This window comes from Pseudomonas sp. SDO5522_S412 (genome assembly GCF_054071215.1).
This window is the reverse complement of sequence record NZ_JBSVWQ010000095.1, coordinates 1-22,573: the sequence shown is the minus strand read 5'-3', so window position 1 is coordinate 22,573 and position 22,573 is coordinate 1. Positions and strand designations below refer to the sequence as shown.

19 protein-coding genes and 1 pseudogene are annotated in these 22,573 nt (G+C 61.8%); 14 read left to right on the top strand and 6 right to left on the bottom strand.

Going from position 1 to position 22,573, the window contains the following annotated elements; genetic code table 11:
* The first annotated feature begins 132 nt into the window (after window positions 1-132).
* From msrB to msrA, 3 genes are all read left to right on the top strand, one after another.
* Complete coding sequence (gene msrB / locus ACW9I6_RS18985) at window positions 133-645, top strand: peptide-methionine (R)-S-oxide reductase MsrB (RefSeq protein WP_003217084.1); 513 nt, start codon at window positions 133-135, stop codon at window positions 643-645.
* 29 nt (window positions 646-674) lie between these two features.
* On the top strand, window positions 675-2,432 hold the full coding sequence (locus ACW9I6_RS18980; protein WP_177051705.1) for a cytochrome c biogenesis protein DipZ: 1,758 nt from the start codon (window positions 675-677) through the stop codon (window positions 2,430-2,432).
* 144 nt (window positions 2,433-2,576) lie between these two features.
* Window positions 2,577-3,272 carry a peptide-methionine (S)-S-oxide reductase MsrA gene (gene msrA, locus ACW9I6_RS18975; protein WP_008433754.1) on the top strand — a complete coding sequence of 232 codons (696 nt, stop codon included), beginning with the start codon at window positions 2,577-2,579 and terminating at the stop codon, window positions 3,270-3,272.
* A 172-nt stretch (window positions 3,273-3,444) separates the two neighbouring features.
* Here msrA and ACW9I6_RS18970 read toward each other — a convergent pair whose 3' ends face one another.
* A complete protein-coding gene (locus tag ACW9I6_RS18970; protein ID WP_003217078.1) occupies window positions 3,445-4,395 on the bottom strand; it encodes an alpha-E domain-containing protein in 951 nt (316 codons plus the stop codon).
* A 2-nt stretch (window positions 4,396-4,397) separates the two neighbouring features.
* Window positions 4,398-5,807: a circularly permuted type 2 ATP-grasp protein gene (locus ACW9I6_RS18965; protein ID WP_003217076.1), complete on the bottom strand. Its 1,410-nt coding sequence runs from the start codon at window positions 5,805-5,807 to the stop codon at window positions 4,398-4,400.
* Between the two features lie 413 nt (window positions 5,808-6,220).
* Here ACW9I6_RS18965 and ACW9I6_RS18960 point away from each other — a divergent pair, with 413 nt between their 5' ends.
* From ACW9I6_RS18960 to ACW9I6_RS18950, 3 genes are all read left to right on the top strand, one after another.
* Window positions 6,221-6,766 carry a hypothetical protein gene (locus tag ACW9I6_RS18960; protein ID WP_003217074.1) on the top strand — a complete coding sequence of 182 codons (546 nt, stop codon included), beginning with the start codon at window positions 6,221-6,223 and terminating at the stop codon, window positions 6,764-6,766.
* A gap of 72 nt (window positions 6,767-6,838) precedes the next feature.
* Complete coding sequence (locus ACW9I6_RS18955) at window positions 6,839-7,051, top strand: hypothetical protein (RefSeq protein ID WP_003217072.1); 213 nt, start codon at window positions 6,839-6,841, stop codon at window positions 7,049-7,051.
* An 11-nt stretch (window positions 7,052-7,062) separates the two neighbouring features.
* Window positions 7,063-7,203, top strand: coding sequence for a hypothetical protein (locus tag ACW9I6_RS18950; protein WP_003217070.1), 141 nt, complete (start codon window positions 7,063-7,065; stop codon window positions 7,201-7,203).
* A 3-nt stretch (window positions 7,204-7,206) separates the two neighbouring features.
* Here ACW9I6_RS18950 and ACW9I6_RS18945 read toward each other — a convergent pair whose 3' ends face one another.
* From ACW9I6_RS18945 to ACW9I6_RS18935, 3 genes are all read right to left on the bottom strand, one after another.
* Complete coding sequence (locus ACW9I6_RS18945; protein ID WP_457339659.1) at window positions 7,207-8,553, bottom strand: cation:proton antiporter; 1,347 nt, start codon at window positions 8,551-8,553, stop codon at window positions 7,207-7,209.
* Between the two features lie 98 nt (window positions 8,554-8,651).
* Window positions 8,652-12,407, bottom strand: coding sequence for a hypothetical protein (locus ACW9I6_RS18940; protein ID WP_457339658.1), 3,756 nt, complete (start codon window positions 12,405-12,407; stop codon window positions 8,652-8,654).
* A gap of 137 nt (window positions 12,408-12,544) precedes the next feature.
* Window positions 12,545-13,456, bottom strand: coding sequence for a LysR family transcriptional regulator (locus ACW9I6_RS18935; protein ID WP_008433746.1), 912 nt, complete (start codon window positions 13,454-13,456; stop codon window positions 12,545-12,547).
* 111 nt (window positions 13,457-13,567) lie between these two features.
* On the opposite strand from ACW9I6_RS18935, the gene ACW9I6_RS18930 reads away from it, so the two are divergent.
* The 7 genes from ACW9I6_RS18930 to ACW9I6_RS18900 all read left to right on the top strand — a co-directional run bounded on the left by ACW9I6_RS18930 (window position 13,568) and on the right by ACW9I6_RS18900 (window position 20,944).
* Complete coding sequence (locus ACW9I6_RS18930) at window positions 13,568-14,551, top strand: aldo/keto reductase (protein ID WP_003217060.1); 984 nt, start codon at window positions 13,568-13,570, stop codon at window positions 14,549-14,551.
* Window positions 14,552-14,621: 70 nt separating this feature from the next.
* Window positions 14,622-15,413: a CDP-diacylglycerol diphosphatase gene (locus ACW9I6_RS18925; protein ID WP_102369106.1), complete on the top strand. Its 792-nt coding sequence runs from the start codon at window positions 14,622-14,624 to the stop codon at window positions 15,411-15,413.
* Window positions 15,414-15,516: 103 nt separating this feature from the next.
* Window positions 15,517-17,511, top strand: a complete 1,995-nt coding sequence (locus ACW9I6_RS18920; protein WP_087692318.1) for an aminotransferase class I/II-fold pyridoxal phosphate-dependent enzyme — start codon at window positions 15,517-15,519, stop codon at window positions 17,509-17,511.
* A 25-nt stretch (window positions 17,512-17,536) separates the two neighbouring features.
* The gene (locus ACW9I6_RS18915; protein WP_003217054.1) at window positions 17,537-18,373 is read left to right on the top strand and encodes a transporter substrate-binding domain-containing protein; all 837 of its coding nucleotides are present in this window, start codon (window positions 17,537-17,539) and stop codon (window positions 18,371-18,373) included.
* Window positions 18,374-18,538: 165 nt separating this feature from the next.
* Window positions 18,539-19,243, top strand: a complete 705-nt coding sequence (locus ACW9I6_RS18910; protein WP_003217052.1) for an ABC transporter permease — start codon at window positions 18,539-18,541, stop codon at window positions 19,241-19,243.
* A gap of 7 nt (window positions 19,244-19,250) precedes the next feature.
* Entirely contained in the window at window positions 19,251-19,949 is a 699-nt protein-coding gene (locus ACW9I6_RS18905; RefSeq protein ID WP_003217050.1) for an ABC transporter permease, read from the top strand.
* Window positions 19,946-20,944, top strand: coding sequence for a DMT family transporter (locus ACW9I6_RS18900; RefSeq protein WP_008433732.1), 999 nt, complete (start codon window positions 19,946-19,948; stop codon window positions 20,942-20,944). Before ACW9I6_RS18905 ends, ACW9I6_RS18900 begins: the two co-directional genes overlap by 4 nt.
* On the opposite strand, the pseudogene ACW9I6_RS18895 reads toward ACW9I6_RS18900, so the two are convergent.
* Window positions 20,900-21,328: pseudogene (locus ACW9I6_RS18895) on the bottom strand (TetR family transcriptional regulator C-terminal domain-containing protein); the annotation flags it as partial. The gene ACW9I6_RS18900 and the pseudogene ACW9I6_RS18895 overlap by 45 nt on opposite strands.
* A 158-nt stretch (window positions 21,329-21,486) precedes the next feature.
* Between ACW9I6_RS18895 and ACW9I6_RS18890 the strand changes: the two are divergent.
* Complete coding sequence (locus ACW9I6_RS18890) at window positions 21,487-22,482, top strand: succinylglutamate desuccinylase (protein ID WP_457339657.1); 996 nt, start codon at window positions 21,487-21,489, stop codon at window positions 22,480-22,482.
* Window positions 22,483-22,573 lie beyond the last annotated feature (91 nt).

The following is a 22,573-nucleotide window of genomic DNA, read 5'->3' as shown; positions in this document are numbered from 1 at the left end:
GCTGGGTCGCGCAGCGGCCCCAAAAAAGCCGGGAGCGCTGCGCACTCCAGCGGGAGCAAGCTCCCTCGCCACAGTTTGTTTGTCAGCCATAGGGGCTTCGCCAGCCATCCGCACTTGTGTGAGGAGCAACTCATGTATTCACGTCGACAGATCCTGCTCGCCGGCGGCGGCCTCGGCCTCGCGGTAATCGCCGGTGGCCTGCTGCAAAAAATCAACGCCGGCCCCGCCCTGATCGCCGAAGCCGAAGCCGCCGAACATTTCGAAGTCAGCCACACCGACGCCGAATGGCGCACCCTGTTGACCGCCGAGCAGTACGCGATCCTGCGGGAGGAGGGCACCGAACGCCCCTACAGCAGCGCCCTCAACAGTGAACACCGCAACGGCACCTTCGCCTGCGCCGGTTGCGCTTTGCCCCTGTACGCCTCAGCCACCAAATTCGAAAGCCACACCGGCTGGCCCAGCTTCTGGCAACCCCTGGAAAACGCCGTGGCCAGCCACGTCGACACCTCCTTCGGCGTGGTACGCAAGGAAATCCACTGCCGCCGCTGCGGCGGTCATCAGGGCCACGTGTTCGATGACGGCCCGGCACCCACCGGCCTGCGCTACTGCATGAACGGCGCAGCCATGACGTTCACCGCGACTTAATTCAATGTCTTCCTATAAGGGTCTACCCCATGTGGCTTTTGGTTCTCGCATATCTGGGCGGCGTGCTGACGATTGTCAGTCCCTGCATCCTGCCGGTTCTGCCTTTTGTCTTCGCTCGCACCGGGCAGCCGTTTTTGCGCAGTGGCTTGCCGCTGCTGCTGGGGATGGCGATGACCTTCGCCCTGGTCGCCTCGCTCGCGGCGGTGGGCGGCGGCTGGGTGGTGCAAGTCAATCAGTACGGTCGCTGGCTCGCGTTGCTGTTTGTTGCGCTATTCGGGCTGACGCTGCTGCTGCCAAGCCTGTCCGAGCGCCTGACCCGGCCGCTGGTGGCCGCGGGCAGTCGCCTGTCGGAAGCCGCCGGGGCCGATTCGCGGCCGCGTCCGGGCGCATCGTTCCTGATCGGCGTGGCCACCGGGCTGCTGTGGGCGCCGTGCGCCGGGCCCATCCTCGGGCTGGTGCTGACGGGCGCCGCGCTGCAGGGCGCCAGTATCGGCACTACCTTGCTCTTGCTGGCCTACGCGGCAGGGGCTGCCACCTCCCTGGCCTTGGCGCTGCTGGTCGGCGGTAAAGTCTTCGGTTTCATGAAGCGTTCGCTGGGCGCTGGTGAATGGCTGCGTCGTGGGCTCGGCGCCCTGATGTTGGCCGGTGTGGCGGCCATCGCCCTGGGCCTGGACACCGGGATCCTGGCGCGCCTGTCGACGGCGTCAACCGGTGGCCTGGAACAAAGCCTGGTGGAGAAACTCAGCGCCAAGCCTGAACAGAAGAGCGGGGCGATGATGGCCGGCGGCGCGATGATGGCCGCCAACCACAGTGACACGCTGCCAGTGGAAGGCCAGTTGCCGCCGCTGGACGGTGCCGTGCAATGGCTCAACTCCGAGCCACTGACTGCCGAGGCGTTGAAAGGCAAGGTGGTGCTGGTGGATTTCTGGACCTACTCCTGCATCAACTGCCTGCGCACCTTGCCGTACGTCAAGGCCTGGGCCGAGAAATACCGCGACCAGGGCCTGGTGGTGATCGGTGTGCACGCTCCGGAATTCGCCTTCGAACGCGACGTGAACAACGTCACCAAGGCCATGAAGGACCTGGGCATCACTTACCCGGTGGCCATCGACAACAACTACAAGATCTGGCGCGCCTTCAACAACCAGTACTGGCCGGCGCATTACTTTGCCGATGCCAAGGGCCAGATCCGCTATCACCATTTTGGCGAGGGTGACTACGCCGAGTCCGAACGAGTGATCCAGCAACTGCTGCGTGAGGCGGGCGCTACCAAGGTGGCGGGCGGCTTGATCGAAGCCGATGCCAAGGGCATCCAGGCCGCACCGGACATGAACGAAGTGCAGTCGCCGGAAACCTACCTGGGCTTCCAGCGCGCCGAGAACTTCGTGACCACCGGCACCCTGGGCACCGACAAGGTGGTGAACTACCCGGCAGCCGGCAACCTGGCCTTGAACAACTGGACCCTGGAAGGCCAATGGAACGTCGGCGGCCAGCAAGCCACCCTCGCAGCGGCCAACGGCAAGATCGTCTACCGCTTCCACGCCCGTGACCTGCACCTGGTGCTGGGCCCGGGCGCCGACGGCAAGCCGGTGCGCTTCAAGGTCAGCATCGACGGCCAGGCGCCGGGGGATGCCCACGGCACCGACGTCGCACCGGATGGCAGCGGCACCGTGACCGAACAACGTTTGTATCAACTGGTGCGCCAGCCGGGCGCGGTCAAGGACCGGACCTTCACCATCGAGTTCCTGGACCCGCAAGTGGCGGCCTATGCCTTCACCTTCGGCTAACCCATAGCGAAATTTGGCATGGTTAACCCGATCATGTAGGAGCTGGCTTGCCTGCGATAGCGATGTTGAATTCACCACCTCAATCGCAGGCAAGCCAGCTCCCACAGTTGACCGCATTTATCCTGATGTTTCGGAGTGACTGAGATGAAACTGCTTAAGTACTTACCGGCCCTGGCGTTCGCCGCCTTTGTCGGCCACAGCTCGGCGTTCTCCTTCGGCCCGTCCGACGACGCCGTGGCCATCGCGCCGCCGGCCATGGACCTGCCGGCAGACGCGAACAACCTGCAAACCGCGGTCTTCGCCGGCGGCTGCTTCTGGGGCGTGCAGGGTGTGTTCCAGCATGTACAAGGGGTGAAAAACGCCGTCTCCGGCTATGACGGCGGCGCGGCGAGCACCGCGCAGTACGAAAGCGTCAGCGGCGGCGATACCGGCCACGCCGAGTCCGTCGCCGTGACCTACGACCCAAGCAAGGTCAGCTACGGCAAGCTGCTGCAGATCTACTTCTCGGTCGCTCACAACCCCACGGAACTCAACCGCCAGGGCCCGGACAGCGGCACCCAGTACCGCTCGGCGATCTTTGCCCAGAACGCCGAACAGCAAAAAGTCGCCCAGGCCTACATCGCCCAGCTCGACGCCGCGAAAGCCTTCGACAAGCCGATCGTGACCAAGATCGAGATGGGCAAAGCCTTCTACCCGGCGGAGTCCTATCACCAGGACTTCCTGACCGAAAACCCGTCGTACCCCTACATCGTGATCAACGACCTGCCAAAGGTGGCCCAGCTGAAAAAATTGTTCCCTGAGCAGTACCGCGCAGAACCGGTACTGGTGAAAAACCAGTAGACCTATGATCGTTCCCACTCTCGACGCTCGTTCCCACGCAGGACGATCGTTCCCACGCTCTGCGTGGGAACGCCGCCAGGGCGCTCTGCGTCCGCTCTTGAAGTCGTGACGCGGAGCGTCACCGGATTCATTCCCACGCGGAGCGTGGGAACGATCAGCGTGGGAACGATTATCAGACGACTTCAAGGTAGGAGCTATGAATCGCCCGCGCCAACTCCCGCACGGTGTCGATAAAATCCGTCAACCGGCTATGCAGCCCATCCTCCAGAATCTCATCAATCCCTGTATACCTCAGCCGCGCCTCAAACTCCGCCGCCAAACGCTGGGCCGTACGCCCATAACTCCCCGGCAGGTCCGCCAGGATATGGCTCAACTCCTCGATACACGCATGCAACGAGCGCGGCACATCACTGCGCAACAGCAACAACTCCGACACCGACCGCGCATTCAGCGCATTCGGGTACAGCTCGGTATACGCCTCAAACGACGACAGCGCCCGCAACAACGCGCTCCACTGGTAATACCCGCGTGCCGAAAGGTCGCTGACTTCCTCGGACTCTTCCCCAAACATTTCATACCGCGCGTCCAGCAACCGCAACGTGTTATCCGCCCGCTCGACAAACGTCCCCAGCCGAATAAACCGATACGCATCGTTACGCATGATCGTCCCGGACGTCGCCCCACGAAACAGGTGCGAGCGCTGCTTCACCCAGTCACAAAAGTGGCTGATGCCATGCCGCGCCAACCCGCCGGCCGCAATACTGCGCATCTCCAGCCAAGTGGCGTTGAGGTTTTCCCACATATCAGCCGTGATCCGTCCCCGCACCGCATGGGCATTACCCCGTGCAGCCCGCAGGCAGTTGTAGATACTGGCGGGGTTTTCCTCGTCGAGGGCGAAGAAGTGCAGCATGCGCTCGGCGTCCAGTTGCTGATGGCGCTCAAGGTAACTGTCCAGGGTGCCGCTGCTGAGCAGCGACATGGCCAACTCGTCCAGCCCGTCACTGCGCCCGGCCTGGGGCATCAACGACAGCGAATAACTGACTTCCAGCATGCGCGCCAGGTTCTCGGCACGCTCCAGGTAACGGGACATCCAATATAGATCTGCGGCGGTTCTACTCAGCATACTCAGCCCTCCACCACCCAGGTGTCCTTGGTTCCGCCGCCTTGCGACGAGTTGACGATCAATGAGCCTTCGCGCAGCGCCACGCGGGTCAAGCCACCGGGTACCAGGCGAGTTTCCTTGCCCGAGAGCACGAACGGTCGCAGGTCGATATGCCGCGGCGCGATGCCGTTTTCGACAAATGTCGGGCAAGTGGACAGGCTCAAGGTCGGTTGGGCGATGTAGGCGTGAGGGCGGGCCTTGATACGCTGGCGGAAGTCCTCGATCTCGGCCGCGCTGGACGCCGGGCCCACCAGCATGCCGTAGCCGCCGGAACCCTGGGTTTCCTTGACCACCAGCTCCGGCAGGTGCGCCAGTACGTGGGACAGTTCATCCGGCTTGCGGCACTGGAAGGTCGGCACGTTTTGCAGGACCGGCTCTTCATCCAGGTAGAACCGGATCATTTCCGGCACGTACGGGTAGATCGACTTGTCGTCCGCCACGCCGGTGCCGATCGCATTCGCCAGCACTACGTTGCCCGCGCAGTACGCCGCGACCAGGCCGGGCACGCCGAGCATCGAATCGGGGTTGAAAGCCTGCGGATCGAGGAAGGCATCGTCGATGCGGCGGTAGATCACATCCACGGCCTTGGGGCCGTCGGTGGTACGCATGAACACCTTGAGGTCGTGCACGAACAGGTCGGCACCTTCCACCAGCTCCACGCCCATTTCCCGGGCCAGGAATGCATGCTCGAAGAACGCGCTGTTAAACCGGCCCGGCGTCAGCACCACCACATTCGGGTTGTCCAGGCGGCTGGAGCTTTTCAGGGTCTTGAGCAGCAGGTTGGGATAGTGGTCCACCGGGGCGATGCGTTGCTTGGCGAACACCTCGGGGAACAGGCGCATCATCATCTTGCGGTCTTCGAGCATGTAGCTCACGCCGCTGGGGGTACGCAGGTTGTCTTCGAGCACGTAGTAGGTGCCGTCGCCATCGCGCACCAGGTCGACCCCGGAGATGTGCGAGTAGATATCGCGGTGCAGGTCCAGGCCGACCATGGCTTTCTGGTATCCCTCGTTGCCCAGCACCTGATCGGCGGGAATGATCCCGGCCTTGATGATGCGTTGGTCGTGGTAGATGTCGGCAAGGAACATGTTCAGCGCATTCACCCGCTGGATACAGCCGCGCTCGATGACACTCCACTCACTGGCGGGGATGCTGCGGGGGATGATATCGAAGGGGATCAGGCGCTCGGTGTCTTGCTCGTCGCCATACAGGGTGAAGGTGATCCCCGCGCGGTGAAACAGCAGGTCGGCTTCACGGCGGCGCTGGGCCAGCAGTTCTGGCGGCGTGTTGGCCAGCCAGCGGGAGAATTCCTGATAATGCGCACGGCAAACGCCTTGTGCGTCATTCATTTCATCAAAGAAAGATCGAGCCATTCCAATTACCTTGTCAGTGCCGGGACTAACTGCGCTTTGGCACTGCCGCTTTAGAAAACGCATTTTTTTATGAGCCCGTGGCTGATGGTGCCAGCAGGCCTGGTCCTTACTTTCTTTTGGGGTGGGCTCTGGGTCGGGGGGTAACGATTGCTCCTGTATCCGGGCAGATAAAGGACTAAAGCAATGCCTGTGCCATCCACCTTGTGGCGAGGGAGCTTGCTCCCGCTGGGCTGCGCAGCGGCCCCAAAAAGGAACCAGACCGCTGCGCACCGGAGCGCTGTCCCGGTCCAGCGGCACCAAGCTCCCGCGCCACCGACGCGGCCCTATCGCCTCAAAACGGTGCACTGATTACTTGAACTTTGCACCAGCCCGGTTCTTCTAAACTGCTTCAAATGCCAGCACGGAGCACGGATGTGCCCAGAATCATCTCACCCGACACCCCGGAATCGAGCCTGACCGACCACAGCGAACACAACGCTAAGATTTTCGGTTCGCCCAAGGACCGTCTCGACTTTTACCGGCGTGAAATTCAGTACGAAACCAGCATCCTGGCCAACCGCACCGACGCCTACCTCACGGCCCAGTCATTCCTGGTGATCGCCTTCGTGTCCGGCATGGGCAACCTGAACCCCGAATGGGGCAAGCTGTTCACCCTGGTGGTGCCCGTGTTCCTGGCGACCCTGGGCATTCTCAGTTCCCTCAACGCCTGGCCGGGGATTCGGGCGGCCTACGAAATCATCGACCACTGGCATTACAAGCAGAGCGAACTGCTGCGCAGCGAGCCGGTGATGGGCCTGGCCTACGATGAGTCGCCACTGTTCAGTGAGATGGAGTCGTCCCACAAGGGCTATCGCAAGTCGCTGTTGTTCTCGATGCGCGCGCCCTGGCTGTTCATGGTGTTCTGGGTGATGCTGGGGGCCTACGCGTTTTACATCCAGGTGGACAACCCCGGCTCATAAGCAATTGGAACTTCACCGACCCGCACGGGACCTTACCTTTACGCAGTCTGCGTTTTCCAACAGAGGTGAGCCATGAGCACAGACAACGACCCGCAAACCAGCAACCGTAACGATCCCGCCATCGACCGCGGCGAACCGGCCCCCGGCACCGCGGCCGACGCGCCGAAAGACCCCAAGCCTGCCAGCGACCCCAAGGCCAAGGAAAACGACTACAGTCCAGACTTCAAGCCCGAGCGCGAGCCCAAGCCTGAAACCGATGCCGATATCGATACCCAAGGCGGTTAGAGGAGACGGTGATGTCAGTTGAAATAGACGAAGACGATGAACTCAATGACCCGGGCAATGAAGACCCAGGTTCATTGATGGATGATGCCGAAGTACCGCTTAACGACCTGGATGATGCCGCTGACGTCGGCAACACTGAAAACCAGGAGTAGACGTCATTGTTGTGCCTGGGCACGTCGTTCATACCACGCCAGCATCGGCTGCGTGCTGAGACCATGAACGACGATGCTCAGGGCAATGACTGACAGCGTCAGGTTCACCGCGACCGCACTGCTGGTGCCCACCAGCCCGTGGTTGATGGCATAGAACAGGTAGTAGATGCTGCCGATCCCGCGAATCCCGAACCAGCCCACCAGCCCGCGCTGATGGCGATTCAGCAAGCTGCCCCAGGGTATCGACAGCACGCTGAGGGGGCGAATCACGCAAAACAGCGCCGCCCCCACCGCCAGCGCCCGCCAGTCCCAATGGCTGACCAGCACCACGCCCAGCAAGGTCACCAGGAACACTTCCATCGAACGCTCCACCAGCCCACCAAAGGCGAGCATGTCGCCCATCATCACCCCGGCGGCGATTTGCGTGTCCTGCAGTTGCCCGACATCGCCATGCAACGCATGCTCCGGCTCAACTTCCATGTGGCCAACCACCGGCTGTGCCAGATGTTCCGCCGGGGTTTGTGAGTTGCCTGTGGACTTGAACTCGGCCTGGCGCAGCCCCAGGCCGGCGGCAAATACCGACAGGAAGCCGTAGCCGCCGATGGCTTCGGCCACCACATAGGCGAGGGCGATCAGGGCCAGCGTCAGGTAGTCATTCGGTGACAGGGTGCTGTCGGCATTGGTGATACGCATCTTCAGGGTGACGCGACCGATGCCACGCCCCATCCAGTAGCCCACGAGCAACCCGGCAGGTACGGCCCAGAGCAGGTTTTTCAGCACCCAGCCGCCCAGCCAGTCACCGTCGAACCCGCCGTGCTGCATGAAAATCAGCGCAAAGATCACGAACGGGAAGGCCGTGCCGTCGTTCAAGCCTGCCTCACCGGAAAGACCGAAGCGCAGCGCGTCATAATCCTGCGCGTTATTGACCTGCACCAGGCCCGCGAGCACCGGGTCGGTGGGCGCAAGAATCGCCCCCACCAGCAGTGAAACCCCCCACGACAACCCCAGCAGCCAATGCAGCACCAGGCACGTCCCGAGGATGGTCAAGAGCATCACCGGCCCGGCCATACCAAACGCAATACGCCAGGTTCGGTGCTTGAGGGGCAGGCGCAGTTTCAGCCCGCTGACGAACAGCGAAAACAGCACCGCGACTTCCGTCAGATGTTCCATCCAACTGGCCGAGGCCTTGATGTCCAGATGCAGCAGGTCCATGCCCAGCGGGCCGATACCCACGCCGAGCAACAGGCACACCGCCGAGGTGGTGACCGGCATCCAGCGCAGGTAGGAGGAGGTGAGGGCGAGGGTGAGCAACACCGCGCCCAGTATGGCCATCCATAGGATGAAGGTCATTGAATAGTCCCGGGCATGGTCTGTGTGAACGTTTGAGGTTTGCCGGGAGAGAGAGGTTCAAAAAACGCGCATTGCCTGCTCGGGCAATGCGCGGTTTGTCAGGTCGCCAGGCGTGTTACGTTGGCATTGAGGGTGCTGTTTGGGGTGAAGGAGAAGGTGAACCCCGAGTCGAGAAACTTTTGCAGCCCGTCATTATCAAGACTGAATACCGTTGCACCGACCGATTGATCAAGAGTGCCAGTGGCATCGAACATGGCTTTGTCCAGGCCGGCTTGGTTGGTGTTGTAGATATAGAGCTTTCCATCACTGCTCTTTTGAATATAGGCGGTGTGTACGATATTGCCGTCTGCTCTATTGCTCATGAAATTGATAACGCCTGATTCGGTAATGTCCGCGGGCCTGAATACGGCGCTGGTATTCTCGGCAGTAATACCCATCAGATCCTTGTAGCGTTGCGTGTAATTGGAATCCCCGCTCCTGACCACACTGCCCAGCACGGCCTCGCGAGTTTTCAACGGGAGTGCATTGTCTGCCATACCGACGAACATGGTTTTTTCGTAGCAGATTGTCCCGGTGTATCCCGTTTTGGCATGGAGCTTCTCCAGTTTGTCGCGAAGCGCTTCTACCGGCACGGCGTCAGCTTTGAAATTTTCCAGCGGCTCGCCAAAGGGCTTTCTGGTTTTCACATTCAAGGCGTGCCAATTACCGGTGGCGTCATCAAACTTCGCAAACACCTTGGCTTCTTCGGTCGCATTGGCCGCCTTGTAAGTGCCTTCGGCAATGCCGGGCTTTTTCGCCAGTGACGTCAGGTCGACACTGCGCAAGGCGCCACGCAGATGATTGACGCCGTTACGTCCAGCGGTCAGCGTGGTGCGCCCCAGCTTCAATGCACTCCGGGCCAGATCATCAGCCCCGCTCAACGGATTGAAACTCCCCAGCGCCGCGCGCCCGACAATCTTCGCGCCCTGGGCGAACTTGCTGAAAGCCGATGCGCCGGCGGCCAAGGCCTTGGCCCCCCTGGCTGCCGCACCGAGGCCCACGGCAAACCCAAATATATCCAGGGCCAGGTCGCCGACACCTTCGCCGATGTTGCCGTTTTGAAAGTTGACGATTGCCGACCTCAAGGGGATCAGGTTGAGGAGGAATTCATTGACTTTCTTGTAAAAGGGAACCTCGGTATCAAGCGTGGTGACCCCCTCGGCCTCTTTTTTGAATGACCGGATATCAACATCCGTCACCATGGCATCGGCAATATAAGACGTTCGGGCACTGCCAAAGCTCTTGGGGTTGGCGGCCTGGATTTTTTCATCCGTCAACCCGGGTGCGTACTCGCCCGAAGGTATGACTTCTTCCAGGTCTTTATGGTAATGGGTGTGGTTGGAAGGTTGTTTGCCTGCCGTGAAGTCACCCAGGTCCGTACGCTCGGTAATCTTCGCGGTCCTGAGATTGATTTCGTAGGTGTGCACCTGGTTTTTGCGCCTGGTTTTCACCAGCAGGCAATTGTCTTCGGGCACCCGCTTGCGGGTTTCCTTGCCAAAGTTGTCCTTATCGACGTCGACTTCCCTGACCACTGTGATTTCGCCGTATTCCAGGTTTTTACGGTCTTCTTCAGGGAGCCGCGAAACCATCCACTTCACCTGGGCCGCGACGCTTTTTTCGATGCCGTCGGCGTATTCCCCGAACGCGTCCTGGAACACGTTCGGCATACTTGGCAGGTCTTTGGTTTTTTCCAGCACCTCGCTGAGGTTCAACGTACTGGATGAGGTCACCCAATGATTGTCAGCGGGGGGCGGGGGCCCAATTCCAAGTACCCCTACGGCCGGTGGTTCTTCGACGCCAGGTCGATGGTGAAGCGCGTCCTTCATATACAAGTCGAGGATCGAATAAGGCCCCGGGAAATCGCTATGGGCGGGTTCCAGCGTGATGCTCTTGTCTTCCAGGGTTGCCGTATCCATGCCCGGCAGGGCTTTGCGCAACTGCTCCAAGGCCATTTCCTTGCGTAATGGCATCGGCATGCTCTGTGTTTGACTGGCCGCGCTCAGCTCGGTGATCTGCGCATCGAATGCATCGCGTACATCATTCATTTGGCCTTCGGTCACCGGATACGGCATACCGTTCGCGCTTCCCCAATCCTTGAGCGCCTCTTGCTGGGCGGCATATTCGACATAACGCTCCTGGGCGGAGACCGGCGCGACCTCAGCGTGGAGCATGACCTGCCCGTAGGACATCCCTGCGGTTGAACCCGGAGACTGCGCTTCGATGCGTTCTACCGCGGTGACAAAACTGACCCAACTATGGGACCCCGGGGTGACCTGGTCCGGGATGTCTTTAACCAGGAACTCCGGAGCGCGGGTGGAGAGCAGCAGATGCGCTTGTAGCGCCGCTGCCTCGGGTGACGATGCCTTGCCGGTGCTGACAAGATGTTCGGCCAACCGGCTGACGATACCGGAGGCGGGTTTGCCCCAGGTACTGTTCCCGGTCACGGCAAAACCGGCGATGTGATGCCTGGACCTGGGGTCTGTCGCGCGGAACGAGTTGTCTTTGTCCACACTCATGGCTGCCAACAGCCAATCAGTGGCACTGCCTTTGATGGACTGCGCGTCAAATTTTGCCTGGAGGGCCTCGCCCAACGCCTTGCCCTTGGGGGAGCGGATCAGCGAGTCGAGCACCCGCTGCGGGTCAGCCAGCTCGGAAGGCGTGAACGACTTGCCCTGCATGAGGTATTCCACTACGTTCCTGGCGCCGTTCAAATCAACGTCGCCGATCTTGCCGCGGCGCAGGTCGGACCGCAGCTGATTCGCCGCCTCGGGCGCAAGCGGGGGCTGCCATTCCAGCGCACCGCCATAATTGCCATGGAGCGGCGCCTGGAGTTCAGGCCTGAGCAGATAATTCGTCAGGTTCTCCACCTCCTCGGGCGTGGTTGGCACGTCCCAGCCATTGATCTCAAGGAATTCCTTGAGGCTAATGGTGCTCCCTGAGTCGGTGCTCCCGACCTGGCGGTAAGCGCTGTCGGGGTGAAGCTCGACTTTATTCTTTTGCAGGTAGTCGAGAACGTCACCGCTCCCAATGCTGCCCGATCGAATCCGCTCAAGCAGGTAATTGAGTTCACGCCCCACGGTGTTCAGCGTCTGGGTATTGCCCACCAGGGCTTTCTGGCGCTCAACCTCATCCTCACCACGGGTTTCGTGCAGGTCCGCAAAACGCGGGCCGCTCACGCCGGTAAAAGCTTTGTCGCGCGCCAACTCATCTGCACGCTCGTGGGCATGATCCGGCAGGATATGTTCTTGCTCTTTGTAGAATTGGCTCACCAACCACAGGGGGGCACTGTTGCTGTTTTGGGAGAGCGGCGGTTTGAAGGGGATCGGGTTACCGTCGCCGATAACGCGTGCGGCGTCCCTGACCTGTGCGCCCACCTGCGCCCAGCCTTTGTCATCGGGGCCGTTGGGTTGCGCGGCGGCGGAGGGCCTGCGCTGGTAGGTGATCTTCCCGGTATTGGGGTCAATCATCACTGAATTGGGGTTTATCCCGTTTTCCCTCATCCAGTCACGGACTTGCGGGGACTCCATGGCACGCCCCAACTGCGACCACCACTGCCCGAACGTTGAGTTCGGCGGAATGTTCTCGACCATGATCGCGTCGTCATGGCCGTCGCCCTTGACCTGACGCAGCGCGCTGGCTACCTGGCCTGCCAGTTCACCGTCGGCATCGGCACGCGGGCTGGGGATCCTGGTCCCGGGGGAGCCTGGCGCGGCATTTTCCGGCGCTGCGGCCTGGAGCCGCGCCGGGGGAAGCGGCTTGTCAGGTGCGTTCAAAGGAATGAAAGAAGCCGTAGCCTGAGTAGGAGCAATTGTCATAGGAGGGGATCCGGTAATTTATCGAGTACACCCAAGCAGCGCTTCGCTCCAGCGGGTGTAACTCTTCGTACCCGATGCCCCCTCAGCGATTCCATCCCACTGGCATGCAGATTGATACGGCGTCTTACGCGCCCATGCTAAGGGTGCGCCGCGGTCCTCAGCCGAATCATGTCGATCAGCTGGCGCAATCCCGGCTGCGACTGACGCCGGCTGGGGTAGTACATGCACAGCGGCGCGCCGATGCAGGCCCAGTCGGGCAGCACTTCCAACAGGCGCCCGTCGGCCAGTTCCGCCAGCACGCGATTCTCCAGGCAGTAGGCGATACCCACGCCTTGCAGGGCCGCATCAACGATGGTCTGGGTGTCGGCCGCGCTGAAGTGGCCGGGCACATCGAGCCGCTGTTGGCGTGCGCCATTGCCCAGTTCCCATTTGTAGGTGGTCTTGTCGCCCAGGTACATGCGTACACAGGAGTGCGTGAGCAAGTCCCTGGGCACTGCAGGTGTCCCTGCCTGTGCGAGGTAGGCCGGGGAGGCGACCATGATCCAGCGCAGCTCGCCGGTCAGCGGCACGGCCACCATGTCCTGGGGCACCGTGGCGCCATAGCGGATTCCTGCGTCGTAGCCCTCTGCGACGATGTCGAGCATGCGGTCCTCGATCATCACGTCCAGGCGCAGTTGCGGGTAGGTGCGGGTGAACTCGCCGAGCACCGGCGAAATCAGCAGCACCGCGGCATCCCGGGGTACGTTCAGGCGCAGGCGGCCAATCGGCGCCTCGCGGTACAGTTCGAGGGTGTCGAGGCCGTCCTGGATCGTCGCAAAGCCGGCACTGAGTTTTTCCGCCAGTACCACGCCGGCATCGGTAGGCTCTACGGCGCGGCTGGTGCGATACAGCAATTTGACCCCCAGGCGCGTTTCCAGGTTGCGCATGGTGTGGCTCAGGGCCGAGGTGGTGACGCCAAGTTCATTGGCAGCATGCCGGAAACTGCGGCGACGGATGATCGCCATGAAAACATTCAGGTCGGCCAACTCGGAGCGGTTGAACGCAGCCATATCAAGCACCTTTTATGGGGTTTGGGTTGCACGCGGCGTTGAGCCCGATTCAACCACGGATGATCTAGAGTAATCGTTTTTTTACTGATTGTTTCTGGCGGAGGCTTTTTCATGAGTATCGAAACCATCAAGATCCCGGGCATCGACAAGGCCGTCTCGCGGATTGCCCTGGGCACCTGGTCCATGGGTGGCTCGATGTGGGGCGGCGCCGATAATGAGGTCTCGGTCAAGACCATTCGCCATGCGCTGGCCAGCGGCATCAACTTTATCGACAGTGCGCCGGTCTACGGCCTTGGGCTGTCGGAAGAACTGATCGGCCGGGCCCTGCGCGGCGTACGCCACACGGCGGTGATCGCCACCAAGGCCGGGTTGCAATGGGACGACGGCACGGTGCGCCGCAATGCCACGGCCCGACGTATCCGCAAGGAAATCGAAGACTCACTGCTGCGCCTCGAAACCGACTACATCGACCTCTACCAGATTCACTGGCCCGACCCGTTGGTAGCCCAGGAGGAAACCGCCGGCGAGCTGGAAAAACTGCGCCGTGAAGGCAAGATCCTTGCCGTGGGGGTGAGCAATTATTCGCCTGCGCAAATGGACGATTTCCGCCAGTACACGCACCTGGACACCGTGCAGCCGCCCTACAACCTGTTTGAGCGGGCGATCGACAGCGATATCCTGCCGTACGCCAAGCAAAATTCACTGGTGGTTTTGGCTTACGGTTCGCTGTGTCGGGGTTTGTTGAGCGGCAGCATGCACGCGGCCACGGGTTTTACCGGGGATGACGTGCGCAAGCTAGACCCGAAATTCAAGGCGCCACGCTTTGAGCAGTACCTGGCGGCGGTCGCGGCATTGGACGTGTACGCTCGCGAATGCCACGGCAAGTCTGTGCTGGCCCTGGCGTTGCGCTGGGTGCTGGACCAGGGCCCCACGGTTGCACTGTGGGGCGCCCGCCGGCCGGAGCAGCTCAAAGGCGTTGAAGATGCGTTCGGCTGGCAGCTCACGGCCGACGACCTGCAACATATCGACCGTATTCTGGCCAGCACGATAAAAGACCCGGTAGGGCCGGAGTTCATGGCCCCGGCCCAGCGTTAACCTTTGCGACAGGGATGTCTTGCAGCTGCAAAACAACAAAAGACATTCCTTTGGCGTTGAGGTTTTTGGCATGAAGCGCGGTCCCTTGTTCAAGATCATGGGTGGTTTGCTGTGTGTGGTGGCGGTGGCAGCCGCCTGGAAATGGCGCGGCAATCCCGATGTGCTGTGGCAGATCGTCAGCCGTCAATGCGTGCCCGACCAGAACCAGCACCAGAATCCGCGCCCCTGCCTCGAGGTTGATCCGGACAAGGGGTTCGCGCTGCTCAAGGACCTCAACGGCCCGTACCAGGACTTACTGATCCCCACCGATAAAGTCACCGGAATCGAAGACGTCGCGCTGGCCCGGGACTTGTTGCCGCATTACTTTGCCCAGGCGTGGAAACACCACGATGTACTCTCGGCCGGCCTGCAAACGCCGATTGCCGACCGTTATGTATCCCTGGCGATCAACTCGCGGTATGGCCGCACGCAAAACCAGTTGCACATTCATATCGCCTGCCTGCGCCCCGACATTTTCAACACCCTCAATGAACGCGCGGCAACCCTCGACGAGCACTGGCAAACCCTGCCGGTAAAACTGCAGGGGCATACCTACAGTGCCCGTACGTTGTCGGCGGTGGAATTCGACCTGCGCGACCCATTGGCCATCCTGAATGACTACGTGCAGGCCCAGGGCGACGCCATGGCCAGTTACAGCTTGCTGTTGGCACCAGCGGCGAACGGCAACTTCGTCCTGTTGACCACGCGGTTGACGCTCAAGGAATGGAACCTGGCCTCCGCCGAAGAACTGCAGGACCGCCAATGCAACCTGATGGGCAAACCACCACAACGACCTGTTTTAGCTGTTAACGACATCCGGTGAAGTTTGCCGTTGAACGAGTGTTCAGTTTCAATTATGTTGGCTGCACCCCCTGCCTGGTAACAGGCGGGCTTGCGCTTTTTCTGATTGAACGAGAGGCACTGGCATGCGGTTTTCACCTTTTGTCGAGCGAATTGCAGGGCAGGGCGTAGCCGCCTGGGACATCCACCACGCCGCCTTCCAGGCCAGCAGCAAAGGCGAAGACATCATCATCCTGAGTGTGGGCGATCCGGATTTCGCCACACCCTCGTTCATCACCGACGCCGCCGTCGAGGCCCTGCGCCAGGGCGACACCCACTACACCGAAATCCCCGGCCGCCCGGCACTGCGCGATGCCATCGCCGCACGCTACAGCCAGTCCCTGGCTCGCCCGCTCAACGCTGAAAACGTCATCACCGTGGCCGGTGCGCAGAACGCTTTGTTCGTCACCTCGCTGTGCCTGTTGCAGGCCGGTGATGAAGTGATCGTGCTCGACCCGATGTACGTCACCTACGAAGCGACCCTCAAGGCCAGCGGCGCAACGCTGGTGCGGGTGCCGTGTTCCGCCGACTCGGGCTTTCGCCTCGACCCGGCACTGCTGGCTGCCGCCATTACGCCTCGCACCCGGGCGATCTTCTTCTCCAACCCCAACAATCCCACCGGCGTTGTCCTCAACCCTCAGGAATTGCAGGTGATCGCCGACCTGGCGATCGAGCATGAACTGTGGGTAGTGGTGGACGAGGTCTACGAAAGCCTGGTGTTCGATGGCGAATACCATAGCCTGGCCGCGTTGCCGGGCATGGCCGATCGCTGCATCGTGATCGGCAGCCTGTCCAAGTCCCATGCCATGACCGGCTGGCGCATCGGCTGGATCGTCGCCGCGCCTGCGATGGTGGCCCACGCGGAAACCCTGGTATTGAGCATGCTCTACGGCTTGCCGGGGTTCGTGATGGAGGCCGCGACCGCCGCCGTGCTGGCCCACGATGAAGTCACCCAGGGCATGCGCGAAACCTACCGCCGCCGCCGCGACCTGGTGGTAGCAGGCCTCGGCGGTTGCCCGGGCATTCACGTGCGGGCCCCGCAGGCAGGCATGTTCGTGTTGGTGGATGTGCGGGACACCGGCCTCGGCTCCCTGGATTTCGCCTGGCGGCTGTTCCGCGAAGCAGGGGTTTCCGTGCTGGATGCCGCGGCCTTCGGCGAGCCGGCCCAGGGTTTTGTGCGGCTGTCGTTTACCCTGGGTGAAGCGCGACTGGCCGAAGCCTGTGAACGTATCAGCCGCTTCGTCGCCAAGCTCGCCGGAGAACCGCGAATCGAGCCTGCGGCGAAAATCATCAGCGTACAGCCGGTGGCTGCGAAGAAGATGATCGAGGTGCTCGACCTGCATAAACGCTTTGGCAATATCGAGGTGCTCAAGGGTATCTCCCTGACCGCCCACGAAGGCGAGGTGATCTCGCTGATCGGCGCCAGCGGCTCGGGCAAAAGTACCTTGCTGCGCTGCATCAACATGCTCGAAGTGCCGGACCAGGGCAGCATCCACGTCGACGGTGAAAGCATCAAGCTCAACTACGGCCGGCCCGGCGCACCGCTGGTGGCCGACGCCAGGCAACTGGTGCGGATTCGCTCGACACTCGGCATGGTGTTCCAGAACTTCAACTTGTGGCCCCATCGCACTGTGCTGGAGAACCTGATCGAAGCGCCGACCCAGGTGCTGCGCGAAAGCCGGGCCGAAGCCATCGAGCGCGCCGAAGCCTTGCTCGACCGGGTTGGCCTGGCCGCCAAGCGCAATGAATACCCGGCGTTCCTCTCCGGCGGCCAGCAGCAGCGGGTGGCCATCGCCCGAGCCCTGGCCATGCGCCCCAAAGTCATGCTGTTCGACGAACCCACCTCGGCCCTCGACCCGGAGCTGGTGGGCGAAGTCCTGCGGGTGATTCGCTCCCTGGCCGAAGAAGGCCGCACCATGATCCTGGTGACCCATGAAATGGCGTTCGCCCGGGATGTGTCATCCAAAGTCGCGTTTTTGCATCAAGGCCTGATCGAGGAAACCGGCTCGCCGGACTCGGTGTTTATCGACCCACGCAGTGAACGTTGCCGGCAGTTCGTCAACGCGCATCAAACTCGCTAACTCCAAAAAAAGACGGGGCAAGATCATGAAATCCAAACGATTGGCAAAGTGGTTGAGCAGTGCTGTGTTGATGCTGGCGGCAGGTACTGCGTTGGCGGCGGAGAAACCCATTGTGTTCGCGGTGGCGGCAGAACCCTACCCACCGTTCACGGTGAAGGGCGGCAACGGGGAGTGGTCCGGCTTTGAGGTGGACCTGATTCACAAGCTCTGCGGCTTGATGAAGGCTGAGTGCCAGATCAAGGAAGTGGCCTGGGACGGGATTATTCCGTCGCTGCTGGCGAAGAAAATCGACGTGATTTTCTCCTCGATGTCGGTCACCGAAGAGCGCGAAAAACAGATCGCCTTCAGCCGCGCCTACTACGATTCGCTGCTGGGCATTGCCGGCCCCAAGGGCACCACGGTCGAAGTCTCGCCGGCAGGGCTGAAGGGCAAGATCATCGGCGTGCAGATCTCTACGGTCAGCGCCAACTACCTGAAGAAGTACTACGAGAATATTGCTGACCTGAAGTACTACGACACCCAGGAATCGGCCAACGCCGACCTGATTGCCGGGCGCACCGACCTGATGATGGCCGACGGCGTCGCCATCGCCATGATGGTCAAGACCCCTGAGGCCCAGGGCCTGGCCGAAATCGCCGAAGTGCCTTACGACCCGATCATCGGCCGCGGCGTGGGGGCTGGCCTGCGCAAGGAAGACACCGAACTCAAGGCCCGGCTCGACAAGGCCATCGGTGAGTTGCTGGTGAGCAAGGACTACGCCGACCTGTCCCAGAGCGTGTTTGGGGTATCGGTCAGCCCGTGCAAACGCGCCGACACGCCTGCCTATGTGAGCAAAGTCTGCGACAGCCCCTACACAAACTAACCCGGTAGAAAGGGAGTGCTTGTGGCGAGGGAGCTTGCTCCCGCTGGGGTGCGAAGCGCCCCCAAAAAATGGGCCTGCTGCGCAGTCCAGCGGGAGCAAGCTCCCTCGCCACAGCAAGCTCCCTCGTCACAGGGTCACCGCGTGTAATCGAAATAGGGAGCCGCGATGTTCGATCTACTCAGCTTCAGCGAACAAGGTTGGGGCAACGCATTGCTCAAGGGGTTATGGATGACCCTGCAGATCTCCGCCGGCTCGTTTGCGGTGGGGCTGCTGATCGGCCTGGTGGTGGCCTGCGCCAAGCTCAGTGCACCGCGCCCGATAGCCATGCTGATGCGCGGCTACACCACGGTGTTTCGCGCGGTGCCCGAGTTGCTGCTGATCCTGCTGCTGTATTACGCAGGCTCGATGGGCCTCAACGCATTGATGCTGTGGCTGGGGTTTGCGCAGTTCAACATCAGCGGCCCGCTGGTAGCGGTCCTGGTACTGGGGCTGGTGCAAGGCGCGTACGCCTCGGAGATTTTCCGCGCGGCGATCCTCGCGATTCCCCATGGCCAGATCGAAGCGGCGCGGGCGTTTGGCTTGAGCGGTTTTGGCCTGTTCCGTCGGGTGACCCTGCCGATCATGGCGCCATACGCCCTGGCGGGGATGTCCAACCTGTGGATCAATCTGATCAAGGACAGCGCGCTGATCAGCGTAGTGGGCACCAACGAACTGCTGTACACCGCCAAACAGGCGGCGGGCTCGACCCGGCATTACCTGTTGTTCTACCTCACGGCCGCCGCCTTGTATTACCTGGTGACACTGGCCTCCAACTACCTGTCCGGGCGCCTGGAGCGACGTATTCGTCGCTGGATGCCGGTTGTCGAGTGAGCCGCACATGCCTGAGTGGATAAGTTATTACGCAGGACTGATCGCCAAGGGCTTGCAGACGACGCTGTCGCTGCTGGTGATCTCGGCAGTGCTCGGCTTCGCCCTGGCGGTGCTGGTAGCGCTGGCGCGGCTGTCCCGGCGCAAGTGGCTGGCCCGTTGCGCACTGGGCTACACCAGTGTGCTGCGGGGCACGCCGTTGCTGATCCAGATCTACATCTTCTATTACGGCCTGGGCAGCCTGTTTGCCCAGTTCCCGATGATTCGCGGGAGTTTCCTCTGGCCGTTCCTGCGGGACGGTTACTGGTACATCGTGTTCGCCCTGGTGTTGTCGGTGGGCGCGTACGTCGGTGAAGTGATTCGCGGCGGGCTGCTGGCCGTGCCCAAGGGTGAAATGGAAGCCGCCTCGGCGTTCGGCATGACGCCACGCCAGGCACTGTTGCGGGTGCGCCTGCCACGGGCCATGCGCCTGCTGCTGCCGACCCTGGCGGGGGAGACGGTGATGCTGCTCAAGTCCACGGCGCTGGCCTCGACCATTGCCGTGGTCGACCTGCTTGGCGCCGCCAACGTGGTACGCGCCCAGACCTTGCAGATCTACCAGCCGCTGCTGCTGGTGGCCGGGGTCTACCTGTGCCTGACCTTTTTGATTGAAGCCCTGTACGCCATTGCCGAGCGACGCGGCACACCGTTGCGCAGGTCTGCCGGATGAAAACCGATCGCTCGTTGCAAGGGATTGCCCTGTGCTCGCTGGCCTATGCGTTCCTGGCGCTGCAGGACGCCGGGATCAAATGGCTGGTGGCCGACTATTCAGTGTTCACCATCCTGTTCTGGCGCAGCCTGGTGGTGGTCGCCGCGTGCGTGATCGCCGGGCGAATGGGTTTGCTCAAGCGAGCCTGGCACTCGGTCAGCCGCAAGCTGTTGATCATCCGCGGCCTGCTGTCGCTGCTGGCCTGGCTGCTGTACTACACCGCCGCCAGAGACCTGACCCTGGCGGAAATGACCACGCTGTATTTTTCCGCACCGATCATGGTCACGTTGCTCGCGGCATTGATCCTCAAGGAGCGCGCCAGTCGCGGCCAGTGGATTTCGCTGATCATCGGCTTTGTCGGCGTGGTGATCGCTTGTCGCCCCAGCAACATGCTCGACCCATTGCCAATCGCCCTGACATTGGCGGCAGCACTGTGCTGGGCGTTTACCTATATCCAGTTGCGCCAGGTGGACGACAACACCTCGGTGCTGGAGCAGATGCTGATCACCAATGTGGTGTTTGTGATCTGCATGGCGCTGACGCTGCCCTGGACCCACACGCCATCGCCGACCCCGGCATGGCTGGGCATGCTCGGCGCGGGGCTGGTGGGCGGGATTGGCCAGTTCCTGCTGTTTGCGAGCTTCCGCCGGGCCACGGCGACGCTGCTGGCGCCGTTTGAATACACCGGTTTGATCTGGGCGTTCCTGCTGTCGAGCCTGGTCTGGGGCACGGTGATGGACGTGTCGCTGATTTTCGGCGCCGTGCTGATCGCCATCAGCGGCACCCTGGCCATGCTCAGCGCCCGGCACCCCGTGTCACAGGATGTGGTCGGCGCCGAATGCTCCGTGACGCAGCCCCTGTATCCAGCAACGGCAGATGTGCAGCCCGTTGGCGGGGCTGAAGGTGCCGGGGTTGAGGCACCACTCGAGCCAGAGTCCGTCGAGCATCGCCGATAAGCCGATGGCGGCCAGGCGCGTGTCGTGGATCACGAAGCCTTCGCTCTCGGCCAGCTCGTCGAGCAACTGGCGGATCAGTTCGAGGTAGGCGCGGTAGCTTTTTTCATGGGAGTCGTTCACGTGGTTCGAGTGGCGGATCAGGCTCCAGAACACCACCCAGACGCCCAACAGTTTCGGGTCCATGACCCGCGAGGAAAACGAGCCGGCGAGGAATGCATCGAGCCGCGCGGCAGGGCCCACGGCCTGGTCGACTTCCTGCCACAGGGCGGTGGTCAGTTCGCTGGCGAGTTTGTGGTAGGTCTCGGCGATCAGTGCATCGATGCTGCCGAAATGGTGATTGAGCAACCCCACCGAAACCCCGGCTTCAGCGGCGATGCGCCGCACGGAAATGCCGGCATGCCCGTCACGGGCGAGGCTGGTGAGGGTGGCGGCAATCAACAGGTCGCGACGGTCTTCGGCCACAGGCACACCCTCGGTGAAGATACATGGTTGAACGTGTGTTCAATATATACCTGCAGAACCAACAAGAGGAGGGCAACGGCATGGCAAAAGACCTTTCGTGGCAAGTCCCCGGGGATTCCGGGAACACCCTGCACATTGGCGCCTGGCGCTTCGAGGGTGACGGCGACGGCCCTCGGGTGCACCTGCAGGCCGGTGTGCATGCCGATGAAATCGCCGGGATGCTGGTGTTGCATCAACTGCTGCCGCGTTTGCAGGCCTGCCAGGATCAGGGCCGGCTCAAGGGCACGGTGACGGTGGTGCCCCAGGCCAACCCGTTTGGCATTGGCCAGTTTCGCCAGGGGCGGTTGTTGGGGCGGTTTCACGAAGCCACCGGGCAGAATTTCAACCGGGCGTTTGATCATTCATTGGCCATGGAGCGGCCGGCCAGCAACCTGGCGCAATGGCAGAAAAGCCTGGTGCAACTGGCCGCCGATGCTGACCTGGTGCTGGACCTGCACACCGATGATGAAGCCCTGCCATATCTCTACATCCACCGCAGCTTTTGGCCCGCGGGCCAGGTATTGGCGGCGGCGTTGCAGGTGGATGTGGTGATTGTCTGGGACGAGGGCGGTGATGGGTCGTTTGAGGAGACCATCATTGATCACGGGCAGCCGCGGTTGGCGGCGACGATTGAATTGCGTGGGCAGGCGGATGTGAGTGATGCCCTGGCCGGGCAGGATGGCGACGGGATCTGGGGTTGGCTTTGTGCCAGTGGGGTGATTGATGAGGCGCCGGTGATTGCTCAATGGCGGGGGCAGGTGGTGGACATGGGCTGCATGGAGACCATCCTGGCACCGTGTGCCGGGGTGTTGGTGTTTGAGAAAGGTTTGGGTGAACAGGTGGAAAAGGGTGAGCGGTTTGCGCGGATTATTCGGCGGCCTGGGGATCCGGCTTCTGAGGTTGTGCTGCATGCGGCGCAAACCGGGCGGATGGTGACGGGGCATCGGGAGCGGCTGGTTTCACAGGGTTCGGTGGTGGCCAAGTTTACCGGGACGCGGTTGTCTGAGGGGTACAGCGGGGGGGTGTTGGATCCTTAGGCGGGAGTACATATCCGTTTCTTCGGTTATGGCTGGTATTGGTTCCGCTCTTACAGCGGCTCACTTTTGAACAGCGCAAAAGTAAGCAAAA